Origin of the sequence: Thermomonas sp. (genome assembly GCF_046293095.1) — a bacterium.
Classification (GTDB): domain Bacteria; phylum Pseudomonadota; class Gammaproteobacteria; order Xanthomonadales; family Xanthomonadaceae; genus Thermomonas.
This window is the reverse complement of the sequence record NZ_JBKBPN010000005.1, coordinates 61,671-75,016: the sequence shown is the minus strand read 5'-3', so window position 1 is coordinate 75,016 and position 13,346 is coordinate 61,671. Positions and strand designations below refer to the sequence as shown.

General features: G+C 69.3%; 10 protein-coding genes. 7 read left to right on the top strand and 3 right to left on the bottom strand.

Annotated features, from left to right (window positions below):
* Positions 1–6 precede the first annotated feature (6 nt).
* Positions 7–1,845, top strand: coding sequence for an SLC13 family permease (locus ACK4SG_RS10260; protein WP_409601654.1), 1,839 nt, complete (start codon positions 7–9; stop codon positions 1,843–1,845).
* Here ACK4SG_RS10260 and ACK4SG_RS10255 read toward each other — a convergent pair.
* Positions 1,839–2,240, bottom strand: coding sequence for a Rieske (2Fe-2S) protein (locus tag ACK4SG_RS10255; protein ID WP_409601653.1), 402 nt, complete (start codon positions 2,238–2,240; stop codon positions 1,839–1,841). The two genes, ACK4SG_RS10260 and ACK4SG_RS10255, sit on opposite strands and share 7 nt — an antisense overlap.
* A gap of 38 nt (positions 2,241–2,278) precedes the next feature.
* Here ACK4SG_RS10255 and ACK4SG_RS10250 point away from each other — a divergent pair, with 38 nt between their 5' ends.
* The 4 genes from ACK4SG_RS10250 to ACK4SG_RS10235 all read left to right on the top strand — a co-directional run bounded on the left by ACK4SG_RS10250 (position 2,279) and on the right by ACK4SG_RS10235 (position 5,210).
* Positions 2,279–2,569 (top strand): hypothetical protein, encoded by a 291-nt coding sequence (locus tag ACK4SG_RS10250; protein ID WP_409601652.1) that lies wholly within the window; start codon positions 2,279–2,281, stop codon positions 2,567–2,569.
* Positions 2,569–3,294 carry a fumarylacetoacetate hydrolase family protein gene (locus ACK4SG_RS10245; protein ID WP_409601651.1) on the top strand — a complete coding sequence of 242 codons (726 nt, stop codon included), beginning with the start codon at positions 2,569–2,571 and terminating at the stop codon, positions 3,292–3,294. The genes ACK4SG_RS10250 and ACK4SG_RS10245 overlap by 1 nt, the downstream gene beginning before the upstream one ends.
* A gap of 35 nt (positions 3,295–3,329) precedes the next feature.
* Entirely contained in the window at positions 3,330–3,743 is a 414-nt protein-coding gene (gene mscL, locus ACK4SG_RS10240; RefSeq protein WP_409601650.1) for a large-conductance mechanosensitive channel protein MscL, read from the top strand.
* Between the two features lie 69 nt (positions 3,744–3,812).
* The gene (locus tag ACK4SG_RS10235; RefSeq protein WP_409601649.1) at positions 3,813–5,210 is read left to right on the top strand and encodes a M28 family peptidase; all 1,398 of its coding nucleotides are present in this window, start codon (positions 3,813–3,815) and stop codon (positions 5,208–5,210) included.
* A 93-nt stretch (positions 5,211–5,303) separates the two neighbouring features.
* On the opposite strand, the gene aceE is transcribed toward ACK4SG_RS10235, so the two are convergent.
* Together aceE and ACK4SG_RS10225 are read right to left on the bottom strand one after the other, a co-directional pair.
* On the bottom strand, positions 5,304–7,994 hold the full coding sequence (gene aceE / locus ACK4SG_RS10230; RefSeq protein WP_409601648.1) for a pyruvate dehydrogenase (acetyl-transferring), homodimeric type: 2,691 nt from the start codon (positions 7,992–7,994) through the stop codon (positions 5,304–5,306).
* Between the two features lie 249 nt (positions 7,995–8,243).
* Positions 8,244–10,544: an NADP-dependent malic enzyme gene (locus ACK4SG_RS10225; protein WP_409601647.1), complete on the bottom strand. Its 2,301-nt coding sequence runs from the start codon at positions 10,542–10,544 to the stop codon at positions 8,244–8,246.
* Positions 10,545–10,630: 86 nt separating this feature from the next.
* On the opposite strand from ACK4SG_RS10225, the gene ACK4SG_RS10220 reads away from it, so the two are divergent.
* The gene (locus ACK4SG_RS10220; protein WP_409601646.1) at positions 10,631–11,857 is read left to right on the top strand and encodes an FAD-dependent oxidoreductase; all 1,227 of its coding nucleotides are present in this window, start codon (positions 10,631–10,633) and stop codon (positions 11,855–11,857) included.
* Positions 11,854–13,167, top strand: a complete 1,314-nt coding sequence (locus ACK4SG_RS10215) for a hypothetical protein (RefSeq protein ID WP_409601645.1) — start codon at positions 11,854–11,856, stop codon at positions 13,165–13,167. Before ACK4SG_RS10220 ends, ACK4SG_RS10215 begins: the two co-directional genes overlap by 4 nt.
* Positions 13,168–13,346 lie beyond the last annotated feature (179 nt).

The following is a 13,346-nucleotide window of genomic DNA, read 5'->3' as shown; positions in this document are numbered from 1 at the left end:
CGCCTGATGGAAACCACCCTCACCCTCACCAGCGACATGCTCTGGGTGCTGGGCCTGGTGGCCTTCGCGATGGCGATGTTCCTGTTCGAGCGCATCCGCGCCGACGTGGTGTCGCTGGTGGTCCTGGTGGTGCTGGGATTGACCGGCCTGGTCGCACCCGAGGACATCTTCGGCGGCTTCTCCTCGGATGCAGTGATCAACGTCATGGCCACCATGATCCTGGGCGCGGGCCTGGACCGCACCGGCGCGCTGAACCGCCTGGCCAGCTGGCTGTTGCGCCGCGCCCACGGCGTCGAGCGGCGCCTGGTGCTGCTGGCATCCGCCATCGCGGGCCTGAACTCCGCAGTGATCCAGAACACCTCCGCCACCGCGCTGTACCTGCCGGTGGCCTCGCGGTTGACCGCGCGTACCGGCATCAGCCTGTCGCGCCTGCTGCTGCCCATATCGGCGGCGATCATCATGGGCGGCAGCCTGACCATGGTCGGCAATTCACCGCTGATCCTGTTGAACGACCTGCTGGTGTCGGCCAACGCCAACATGCCGTCCGGCGCGGCCTCGCTGCAGCCGCTGAAGATGTTCGCGCCGCTGCCGATCGGCCTGGCGCTGCTGGCGGCATCGCTGGCCTACTTCCACTTCTTCGGCCACCGCGTGCTGCGCGAGGACGGTGACGACGCCGTCACCCCGGCGCGCACCCAGAGCTATTTCGCCCGGGCCTACGGCATCGACGGCGACATCCACGAGCTCACCGTGACTGCCGACAGCCCGCTGGTGGGCATGACCGTGGGCGATGCGGAGGCGCTGGTGGACATGCCGCTGCTGCTCGCCCTGCAAACCGGCAACGAATCGCGCCTGGCACCGCCCGCCGACACCCGCATCTGGGTGGGCAGCGTGCTGGGCGTGATGGGCGATCGCCAGCGCATTGCCGACTTCGCGCAGAAGAACTTCCTGCGCGATTCGGTCCGCCTGCGCGCCTTCGCCGATCTGTTCAACCCCAGCCGCGCCGGTATTTCCGAGGCGGTGGTGCCGCCCACGTCCACCTTCATCGGCAAGACCCAGGCCCAACTGCGCTTGCGCAAGCAGTATGGCCTGAGCCTGCTGGCGATCAACCGCGACAAGCAGGTGCTGCGCGAGGACGTGCGCAACATCCCGATCCGCGCCGGCGACATGCTGGTACTGCACAGCATCTGGACAGACCTCGCCGAGGCGGCCAAGAGCCGTGACTTCGTGGTGGTGACCGACTACCCGAAAGGCGAGCAGCGTCCGCACAAGTTCAAGATCGCGATGACCATCTTCGCGGTCACCATGTTGCTGGCGTTGTCCAGCCGCATCCCCACCTCGATCGCGCTGATGACCGGCGTGGCCGGCATGCTGGTGACCGGCGTGCTGAAGATGGACGAGGCCTACGCCGCGATCAGCTGGAAGACGGTGTTCCTGATGGCCTGCCTGATCCCGCTGGGCTGGGCGATGGATTCCAGTGGCGCCGCCGCCTGGGTGGCCGGGCACAGCATCGACCGGCTGCCGGAAGGCATGCCGCCGTGGCTGATCGAACTGGCGCTGGCCCTGTTCACTACCGCCTTCTCGATGGTGATCAGCCACGTCGGCGCCACCATCGTGCTGGTGCCGCTGGCGATCAACCTGGCGCTGGCGGTGGGCGGCAACCCCACCGCGTTCGCGCTGGTGGTGGCGCTGTCGGCCTCCAACAACTTCATCACCGCCTCCAATCCGTCGGTGTCGATGATCACCGGCCCGGCCGGCTACAGCACGCGCGACATGTGGCGCGCGGGCGGCCCGCTGACCCTGCTCTATACCGTCATCATCGTGGCGATGATCAACCTGCTCTATTGAGCCGGCGCCGCCTCCAGCACCACCTGGCCGTCAACGCAGCGCACGGGGACGGCGCGCAGGCGATCACCGCGGCAGGGACCGGCCACGCACTGGCCGTCCGCCAGCGTGAAGGCAGCCCCGTGGACGGCACAGACCAGCTCGCCGGCCTTGCTGCGCAGGAACTTGCCCGGTGCGAAGTCGAGGCGGCGGCCAGCGTGCGGGCAGACGTTCAGCCACGCGCGCACGCTGCCGTCGGCCGCGCGGTGCAGGATCAGCGACTCATCGGCGCCATCGACCTCGGCTTCCACGGCCTGCAGGCTGTCGGGTGCCAGCGCATCGAGTGCCGCCAGCACCCCCGCATGGTTTAACGAACTGCTCACAACTGCCCTGCCGGTTCTGTCCACAATCCCTAGCATTGTGTCATGACGCCTTCGCGTCACAGGATTTGCCGACCATGTCGTTCTTCCAGCACGCCTTGTTCCTGCGCCTGCGCACGCTCGCCACCGGCGCGCCGCGCCGTCCCCGCCACCCGCTGCTGCGCCTTGCGCTGGGGTTGCTGGGCATCACCCTGCTGGTGGCGCTGGTGGTACTGGGCGTGTTCGTGGGCGCGGCCATGCTGACCGGCGGCATGCTGAGGCGACTGTGGACGCAGCGCGGCGCGCGCGACAGCGTGCGTCGGCGCGGCCGCACGCTCGACGGCGACTACCAGGTGGTCGGCAAGGCGCAGCTGCCGCTGGCGCGCTGATGGATCTGGTCGTCGCCGCACCGACGCCGCGCATCCCGGTGTGTGCCCGCGATGCCCGCCCATTGGGCGAGTTCCCGGTGCGGCGCATCTACTGCGTGGGCCGCAACTTCGCCGACCATGCGCGCGAAATGGGCGCCACTGCGCCGGCCTCCAAGGCCGAGCGCGGTGATCCTGTGTTCTTCCTTAAGCCCGTCGATGCCATCGTCACCGATGGCGTGGTGCCCTACCCACCCGGCACGCAGGACCTGCACCACGAAGTGGAACTGGTGGTGGCACTGGGCCAGGATGCCCCTGCCGGCGTGCTGCCGGTCGAGCAGGCCAGCGCCCTGGTCTTCGGCTACGGCGTCGGGCTGGACCTGACCCGCCGCGACCTGCAAGCCGCTGCCAAGGCCAAGGGCCTTCCGTGGGACACCGGCAAGGGATTCGACCACTCCGCGCCGGTCTCGGCGCTGCTGCCGGCGACGGACATCGGCGCACTGGCAGCACTGCCGATCACGTTGGACGTCAATGGCCAGCGCCGTCAGGCTTCGACGCTGGATCAGCTGATCTGGGACGTGCCGGAGATCCTGCACGCGCTGTCGAAGCTCTACGCGCTGCGCGCGGGCGACCTGGTGTTCATGGGCACACCGGCTGGCGTGGCTGCGCTGCTGCCCGGCGATACCTTCGACGCCCGGATCGGCGATGTCCTGCGCCTGCAAGGGCGGATCACCCCGCGCAACGGGTAAGCTTCCGCCTTCACATCCGCAATGGAGGATTGGCAATGGGCATGATGACCGAGTTCAAGGAATTCGCGATGCGTGGCAACGTGATCGACCTCGCCGTGGGCGTGGTGATCGGCGGCGCGTTCGGCAAGATCGTATCGGCGCTGGTGGACAAGGTGATCATGCCGCCCATCGGCCTGCTGGTTGGCGGCGTGGATTTCTCCAAGCTGGCCATCACCCTCAAAGAGGCCAGCGTGGACGCGGCTGGCAAGGAAGCCCCGGCGGTAGTGCTGGCCTATGGCGAGTTCCTCAACGCGGTGGTCCAGTTCGTGATCGTGGCATTTGCCATCTTCCTGCTGGTCAAAGTCATCAACCGCATGCACCACAAGCCGGAGCCCGCCCCGGCCGCGCCGGCGCCCACCCCGGAAGACATCCTGCTGCTGCGCGAAATCCGCGATGCGCTGAGGAAGTGACACTTCCGGCACGGTTCCATCGGCAGCCCCGGGCCTAGACTCGGGGCTTTCCGTTTGCGGAGCCCGCCGATGCGCACCACCGTCCTTGCCGCCACCCTCGCCCTGCTGGTCGCCGCCCCGCTGCAGGCGGCGCAGCCCACCCGCATTCCCGCCGCCGCGCTGGCCCGCGCCGCCACCCTGCGCGACGCCGTGCTGCAGGACCGCACGGCTTGGCAGGTGACCGAATCGCTGACCACCGAAGTGGGGCCGCGGCTGGCGGGCAGCGAGGCCGATGCGCGCGCGGTCGCCTGGGCCCAGGCCAAGTTGAAGGCGTTGGGCTACGACAAGGTGTGGACCGAACCGGTGACCTTCCCGAAGTGGGTGCGCCGCAGCGAGTCGGCGCAGGTGCTGGGCCCCCACGCGCAGCCGATGCGCGTGGCCGCGCTGGGCGGCAGCGTGGACGGCACGGTGGAGGGCGAGGTGGTGCGCTTGCCGGACTTGGCGGCACTGGAGGCGCTGCCCGACGGCGCGCTGGCCGGCAAGATCGCCTTCGTGGACTACCAGATGCAGGCGCGCCGGGACGGCAGCGATTACCGCAACGGCGGCGGCATCCGCGGGCGCGGCCCGTCGGTGGCGATCCGCAAGGGCGCGGTGGCCTTCCTGATGCGCTCGGCCGGCACCGACACCTCGCGCGCACCCCATACCGGCAACACCCGCTACGAGCCGGGCCTGACCCCGATACCGGCCGCCGCGCTGTCCACCATCGATGCCGCGCAGCTGGCGCGGCTGGTAGCGCTGGGCCCCACCCGTGTGCGCCTGGCGCTGGACTGCGGCTGGGACGGCGAATACACCTCGCAGAACGTCATCGGCGAGATCACCGGCAGCCAGCGTCCGGACGAGATCGTGCTGATCGGCGGCCACCTGGATTCCTGGGACTACGGCACCGGCGCGATCGACGACGGCGCCGGCATCGGCATCACCATGGCCGTCGGTGCCCTGCTGAAACCGCTGAAGCCGGCGCGAACGATCCGCGTGGTCGCCTTCGCCAACGAGGAGCAGGGCCTGTGGGGCGGCCGTGCCTACGCCGACACGCATGCCGGCGCCGTGGCGAAGCACGTGATCGCGGCGGAAAGCGACTTCGGCGCGGGGCGCATCTACGGCTTCGATGCCAGCGCGCGCGACCTGCAGCCGGCGGCGCTGGCACAGATCCAGCAGGTGCTGGCGCCACTCGGGATCGAGTGGATGCCGGGCAAGGGCGACCCGGAATCCGACATCGGGCCGATGGCCCAGCGCGGCATGGCCTGGGCCTGGCTGGGCCACGACGGCACCCGCTACTTCGACCTGCACCACGACGCCGAAGACACCCTGGACAAGATCGACCCGCAGGACCTGGCGCAGAACACCGCGGCCTACGCGGTGTTCACCTGGCTGGCGGCGCAGGCCGAGGGCGGTTTCGGCAGTGCGCCTGCCGCCCCGGCCAAGGACTGACCCGGGGCGATGCGCACGAAAAAGGCGACCAATGGCCGCCTTTTTCGTATCCCCAGCGCCCGCCGCATCGCGGCGGGGGGTTGCCGCCATCTATCAGGCCAGCAGCGGATTGGGCTTGTCCGCGTCCAGCTTGTAGAGCTTGATCGCGCGGGCCACGTCCTTGGCGGTCAGCTTGCCCTCTGCGGCCAGCGCGGCGACCGCGGCGTGGGCCACGTAATAACGGTCCACCTCGAAGTGGCGACGCAGGTTCTCGCGGGTGTCGCTGCGGCCATAGCCGTCGGTGCCCAGCACGGTGTAGCGCATCGGCACGTACTCGCGGATCTGGTTGGCGAAGGTGCGCACGTAGTCGGTGGCGGCAATCGCCGGGCCCTGGCGGCCTTCCAGCAACTGGGTCACCCACGGCTTGCGCGGCGCCTTGGCTTCCGGGTGGAAGCGGTTCCAGCGCTCCGCGTCCATGCCGTCGCGGGCCAGCTCGGTGAAGCTGGGGCAGGACCAGATGTCGGCCTTGATGCCGAAGTCTGCATCCAGCAGGGCGGCCGCGGCGATCACTTCATTGAGGATGGTGCCGCTGCCCAGCAGCTGCACGCGCAGCTCGCCCTTCTTGGCCTTGCCGGCGTCGCGCAGCAGGTACATGCCCTTGATGATCCCCTCCTCGCTGCCGGCCGGCATCTCGGGATGGGTGTAGTTCTCGTTCATCAGGGTGATGTAGAAGTACTCGTCCTGCTGCTCGGCCAGCATGCGCTGCATGCCGTACTGGACGATGGTGACCACCTCGTAGGCGAAGGTCGGGTCATAGCTGCGCACGTTCGGGATCAACGCGCTCTGCACGTGCGAGTGGCCGTCCTCGTGCTGCAGGCCCTCGCCGTTGAGGGTGGTGCGGCCGGCGGTACCGCCCAGCAGGAAGCCACGGGCGCGCATGTCGCCGGCCTGCCAGGCGAAGTCGCCGATGCGCTGGAAGCCGAACATCGAGTAGTAGATGTAGAACGGCAGCATCTGCAGGTCGCTGGTGCTGTAGGCCGTGGCCAGCGCCATCCAGCTGGCGAACGCCCCGGCTTCGGTGATGCCTTCCTCCAGCACCTGCCCGGCCGCGTCCTCGCGGTAGAACATCAGCTGATCGGCATCCACCGGCTTGTACTTCTGGCCCTGCGGCGCATAGATGCCCAGCTGGCGGAACAGGCCCTCCATGCCGAAGGTGCGCGCCTCGTCGGCCACGATCGGGACGCAGCGCGGGCCCACCTGCTTGTCGCGCAGGATGATGTTGAACATCTGCACGAACGCCATGGTGGTGCTGATCTCGCGCTCGCCGGTGGACTTGAGCAGGCGCTCGAAGGTGGCCAGCGGCGGTACCTCCAGCGGCTTGCTGGCCTTGCGGCGGCGCTGCGGCAGGTGGCCGCCCAGCGCGGCGCGGCGCTCGCGCATGTAGTCCATCTCGGGCGATTTCTCGTCCGGGCGGAAGAACGGGATGGCGCCGTCCTTCAGCTGATCGTCGCTGATCGGCAGCTGGAAGCGGTCGCGGAACGCGCGCACCGCGTCGTCGTCCAGCTTCTTGGTCTGGTGGGTGGGGTTGAGCGCCTCGCCTGCCGCGCCCATGCCGTAACCCTTGACCGTCTTGGCCAGGATCACGGTCGGCATGCCCTGGGTGTTCACCGCCGCGTGATAGGCGGCATAGACCTTGTGCGGGTCGTGGCCGCCGCGGTTGAGCCGCCAGATGTCCTCGTCGCTCATGTTGGCGACCATCGCCAGCGTCTCCGGCGATTTGCCGAAGAAATGCTCGCGGGTGTAGGCACCGCCGAACGCCTTGCAGTTCTGGTACTCGCCGTCCACGGTCTCCATCATGATCCGGCGCAGTTCGCCGTTGGTGTCCTTGGCCAGCAGCGGATCCCAGTAGCTGCCCCAGATGCATTTGATGACGTTCCAGCCGGCGCCGCGGAACTGGCCTTCCAGCTCCTGGATGATCTTGCCGTTGCCGCGCACCGGGCCGTCCAGGCGCTGCAGGTTGCAGTTGATGACGAACACCAGGTTGTCCAGGCCCTCGCGGCCGGCAACACCAATAGCACCCAGCGACTCGGGCTCGTCGGTCTCGCCGTCGCCCAGGAAGCACCACACTTTGCGGTCGGTCTTGGGCATCAGGCCGCGCGCCTCGAGGTACTTCCAGCTGCGCGCCTGGTAGATCGCGGCCAGCGGGCCCAGGCCCATGCTGACGGTGGGGGTCTGCCAGAAGTCCGGCATCAGCCACGGATGCGGGTAGCTGGAGATGCCGCGGCCGTCCACTTCCATGCGGAAATGATCAAGCTGGGACTCGTTGATCCGGCCTTCCAGGAAGGCGCGGGCGTAGATGCCCGGGGCGCTGTGGCCCTGGATATAGAGCAGGTCGCCCGGATGGGCCTCGGACGGCGCGCGCCAGAAATGATTGAAGCCCACGTCGTACAGGGTGGCGGAACTGGCAAAGCTGGCGATGTGGCCGCCCAGCGAGCCCGGCTTGCGGTTGGCCCGCACCACCATGGCCATGGCGTTCCAGCGGATCATCGAGCGGATGCGCCATTCCAGGTGCGCATCGCCCGGCATCTGCGGCTCCAGATGGGCCGGAATGGTGTTGACGTAGGCGGTGGTGGGCGCGAACGGCATGTGGGCGCCAGCGCGACGGGTCAGCTCGACCATGCGCTCCAGCAACTGGTGCGCGCGGCCCGGGCCGTCATGGTCGATGACCGCCTTCAGCGACTCGACCCACTCCCGCGACTCCTGCGGATCGGGATCGTTCTGCAACATCTCGTTGAGCCAGTTCATCGCGGGCGCTCCATCGGCCAGACAGTCGTCGAAAGGCCGAGTCTAGCAAGCCACGGGCGCCGGGTGATGCTGCAATGTAGCTCGAATCATGTTTTACCCGGGCAATTCAAAGATTCCAGCAATCTTCACCTGACGACAGCACCCTGGGCGCGCTGCGAACAGGCGCGGCGGCGCCCCGGCGCGCAGCACCGGGGCACTCGAACGGAACGGGAATGCCGGGCCCGGCCGGGCGGCCGGGCCGCGGACCGGTCAACCGTTGCGCGCGCGCAGCTCCGCGCGGATCTGGGCGTCCACCGCGGCAATGGCGGTCATGTTGACCACCCGGCGCGAGGACGAGGCCGGCGTCAGGATGTGGGCCGGCTGGTCCAAACCCATCAGGATCGGCCCGATGGCCACGCCGCCGGTGGCAACCCGGACCAGGTTGTAGCCGATGTTGGCGGCATCCAGGTTCGGCATCACCAGCAGGTTGGCGCACCCCTTCAGCGTGGTGCTCGGGAACATGCGCTGGCGCAGCGCTTCGTCCCAGGCGGTGTCCGCCATCATTTCGCCGTCCACCTCCAGCTTCGGCGCACGCTTGCGCAGGATCTGATAGGCCTGCGCCATCTTCTGCGCGCTGGCGTCGGTGTGGCTGCCGTAGTTGGAATGCGACAGCAGCGCCACCTTGGGCTCGATGCCGAACAGCTTCAGGCGGTAGCTGGCCTGCAGCGTCGCCTCGGCGATCTGCTCCGCGCTGGGATCCAGCTGCACGTGGGTATCGACGAAGAACCACGCGCCCTTGTCGTTGATCACGCCGGTCATTGCGGCGGTGCCGGTGACGCCCGGCTCGAAGTCGAACACGCTGCGCAGATAGCCCAGCTTCTTGTGGTAGCGGCCGACCAGGCCGGTGATCATGGCATCCGCCTCGCCGCGCTCCACCATCAGCGCCGCGATCAGGGTGGGCCGCGAGCGCAGCAGGTTCTTGGCGGCATCCGGGGTCACGCCGCGACGCTCGGTGAGCGCGTGGTACTGGCGCCAGTAATCGTCGAAGCGCGGGTCGTCGTTGATGTTGGTCAGCTCGAAGTCCACGCCGGCACGCATGCGCAGGCCCAGCTTGCGGATGCGGTTCTCGATGACCTCCGGCCGGCCGATCAGGATCGGGAACGCCAGCCCCTCGTCGATCACCGTCTGCACCGCCTGCAGCACCTTGAATTCCTCGCCTTCGGCGTAGACCACGCGCTTGCGGTCGGCGCGCGCACGCTCGTACACCGGCTTCATCATCAGGCTGGTGCGATGGATGAACTGGCCCAGCTTCTCGCGGTAGGCCGCAAGATCGGCCAAGGGGCGCTGCGCCACGCCGGATTCCATTGCCGCCTGCGCCACCGCCGGAGCCAGCATGGTCAGCAGGCGCGGATCGAACGGGCGCGGGATCAGATACTCGCGGCCGAAGGTCGGCACTTCGCCACCGTAGGCGGCGCCGAGATCGGAGGCTTCCTTGCGCGCCAGCTCGGCGATCGCCCGCACGCAGGCCAGCTTCATCGCCTCGTTGATCTGGGTGGCGCCCACGTCCAGCGCGCCGCGGAAGATGTAGGGGAAGCAGACCGCGTTGTTGACCTGGTTCGGGAAGTCGGAGCGGCCGGTGGCGATGATGGCGTCCGGGCGCACCGCCTTGGCAGCGTCCGGCAGGATCTCGGGATACGGATTGGCCAGCGCCAGGATGACCGGGTTGGGGGCCATCATCGCCACCATCTCCGGCTTCAGGATGCCGCCGGCGGACAGGCCCAGGAACACGTCCGCGCCGTCCACGATCTCCGCCAGCGTGCGCTTGTCGGTGTCGCGCGCGTAGCGGGCCTTGTCCGGGTCGAGATGGGGTCGCCCGGTGTGGATCACGCCGTCGCGGTCGAACGCCAGGATGTTCTCCGGCTTCACGCCCAGCGCCACCAGCATGTCCAGACAGGCGATGCCCGCCGCGCCGGCGCCGGTGGTGGCCAGCTTGATCTCATCGATCTTCTTGCCGGCCACTTCCAGCGCGTTCAGCACCGCCGCACCGACGATGATGGCGGTGCCATGCTGGTCATCGTGGAACACCGGGATTTTCATCCGCTCGCGCAGCTTGCGCTCGACGATGAAGCACTCCGGCGCCTTGATGTCCTCCAGGTTGATGCCGCCGAAGGTGGGTTCCAGGCTGGCGATGATCTCGACCAGCTTGTCCGGGTCGCGCTCGTCGATCTCGAGGTCGAACACGTCGATGCCGGCGAACTTCTGGAACAGCACACCCTTGCCTTCCATGACGGGTTTCCCGGCCAGCGGGCCGATGTCGCCCAGCCCCAGCACGGCGGTGCCGTTGGAAATGACCGCCACCAGGTTGCCGCGCGCGGTGTACTCGCTGGCCTTGGTGGGATCGGCGGCGATCTCCTCGCAGGCATACGCCACGCCCGGCGAATAGGCCAGGGCCAGGTCGCGCTGGGTCAACATGGGCTTGGTCGCCGTGACCCGCAGCTTTCCGCGCGGCTCCATCCGGTGGTAGTCGAGGGCAGCCTGTTTCAGGTCATCGCTGGCGGAGGTATCGGACATCGAGGCGCATTCCAGAAAGCGGATGCTGGATGATAGCGGCTACCCGCCGGGCTGTTTCGTTGCCCGGGGCCATTCGAGGAGTTCGCATGCAGGAAGGCGATGCCGACGTGGCCGTGGTCGGCGCCGGCGTGGTGGGCCTGGCCACGGCCTGGGCGCTGGCCCGGCGCGGCGCGCGGGTGCTGCTGCTGGACCGCGCCGACGGCCCCGGCCTGGGCACCTCGCACGCCAATGGCGCGCAGCTCAGCTATGCCTACACCGATGCAATGGCCGGCCCCGCGCTGTGGCGCCAGCTGCCGGCCATGCTGTCCGGCCGCGACCCCGCGTTCCGCACACGACTTTCGGCCGATACCCACTTCTTGGTCTGGGGCCTGCGCCTGCTGCGCAACGCCACCGCCGCCCGCCAGCACCGCAACACGCTGGACACGCTGGCACTGGCGCTGGAATCGAAGGCCGCGATGGCCGCGCTGCTGACGCGCCATCCCATCGACTTCCAGCACCGGGTCGCCGGCAAGCTGCACGTCTACGCGGACGCCACGGCGCGCCCCAAGGCGGAGGCGGTGATGGCGGCCAAGCGGCCGTTCGGCGTGCACCAGCAGTGGCTGTCGCCGGCCGAGGCGATCGCGGTCGAACCCGCATTGGCAGGCGCCCGCGGAATGGCCGGCGCGGTGTATTCGCCTGAGGAAGCGGCCGGTGATCCGTGGCGGTTCTGCACCGCCCTGCTGGCGGTGCTGCAGGCGGACTACGGCGTGCAGGCGCGATTCAATGCCATGCTGCACGGGCTCCGGCGCGAGGGCATGCACTGGCGGCTCTCAGCGGACGGGCCGCACGGAGACGACCTGCGCGTGCGCCAGGTCGTGCTGTGTACCGGCATTGACAGCCATGCGCTGCTGCGCAGGTTGGGCCTGCGCTCACCGCTGATGGCGGTCAAGGGCTATTCCTTCACCGCGCCCTGCGGCGCGCTGCCGCCGCAGGCCAGCATCACCGACACCGCGCGCAAGCTGGTCTTCTGCCGGCTGGGCGACCGCATCCGCGTCGCCGGGCTGGTCGATCTCAACGACTGGGACCCCAGCCCGGACCCTGCACGCCTGCAGCAGCTGATCGCACTGGCCCGCGCCTCGCTCCCGGAGGCCGCCGATTACGACCGCATCGCGCACCGCTGGGCCGGCCTGCGTCCGGCCACACCGGATTCGCGCCCGGTGATCCGCCGCGCCGGCGACGGCCTGGTGTTGAACATCGGCCACGGCATGTTGGGCTGGACGCTGGCGATGGGCAGCGGTGAACGCGCCGCGGCGCTGCTGATGGAGGGTGCATGAGGACGATGGGGCCGCGCCTGCCCACGCTGCCATGGGTGGTGCTGGCGGCGCTGCTGCTGCAGTGGCCGCTGGTCTTCAACCCCGGCTACTTCAGCCACGACGAGCTGCAGTGGGCGGCATTCGCCAATGGCGACCTGCTGGCGCCGTGGCGCGACGTGGCCGCGTTCCAGTACCGCCCGCTGACGTTCTCGCTGTGGATGCTGCTGTCGCGCCTGCTGTTCGACACCCCCATCGCGTTCCACGCGGTGCTGGTGGCCTGGGGCTCCCTCAACGCCGGCCTGCTGTTCGCGGTCGGCCGCCGCTTCGGGATGGCGCCCTGGCCCGCTGCGGCGGGCGCCCTGGCCTTCGCCACCAGCCCCTTCGCAGCGCTGGTCCACGGTTGGGTAGGCTGCATCGCCGACCTGCTGTGGCTGGGCGGCGCGCTGGGCGCAGTGTGGCTGGTGCAACAGACCTCGCGCCCGCTGCTGGCCGGCATGGCCGCCTTCACCTGCACGGCCATCGCCCTGTTGGCGAAAGAAGCGGCCTTCGCCATCCCACCCCTGCTGGCGCTGGTCTGGCTGTTCGATGGCCGCCAGCGGCGCTGGCTGGCGGCGACGCTGGGGGCCGGGATGGCGGCTGCCGGCTGGCTGGCGCTGCGGCTGGACGTGCTGCTGCATGCTCCGCGCGAAGGCAGCCAATACATTCTGAGCGCGGCCAACGTGCCGCTGCGCTGGCTGGAATACCAGCTGTTCCCGCCGCTGGTGCCGGTGCTGGAGGGCTTCACCACCCTGCAGCGACCGCTGCCGGCCGCGATCGCCGGCGCACTGTGGCTGTGGCTGCAGGTCGCGCTGTGGCGGGCGGACCGCCGGTTGGCCCTGCTGTGCCTGCTGGGCGGAATGGCGGCGCTGCTGCCGGTACTCCCGCTGTCTAGCAGCTGGAACCACTACGGCTACGCGTTCGCCGCGATCACGGCGATGACGCTGGCGGCCGCCTGGCGGCCTGCCCGGCGGAGCGGTCGCGCGGCGATCGCCGTGTTCGCCGGGCTGACCCTGCTGCACGGGCTGGTGGTGACGCTGGGCATCCACCGGGTGGGCCAGGTGCAGGCCCGCTTCTCGCCGGCGCTGGCCGCCGCCGTGCACTCCCACTCCGGCCCCATGCCGCTGCGCCTGCGCCCGGACCCGGACGCGAAGATCTGGATCTTCCAGCGGTTGACCCACGACATTCCGCGCTACGACGGCATCGCGATCGGCAACCGCGTGCAACTGGCGGATGGCGATGCGCCCGCCGACTACCGCATCCTGGCGGACGGGCGCCTGGTGCGCCTGCGCTAGCGTCAATGCCACTGGATGCCCGCGTTCGCGGCAAGGGCGGCAAGGGCGGCGTTGCCGGGTAGCGGGTGTTTGCTGGTCATCCCCGCGCAAGCGGGGATTAGGAGGCGTTGGCGTGGGTTCTGGCTACGCGAGGTAACCCCCGCACAATCCGACTATTTCCTTCGGCCATGGATGGCCGG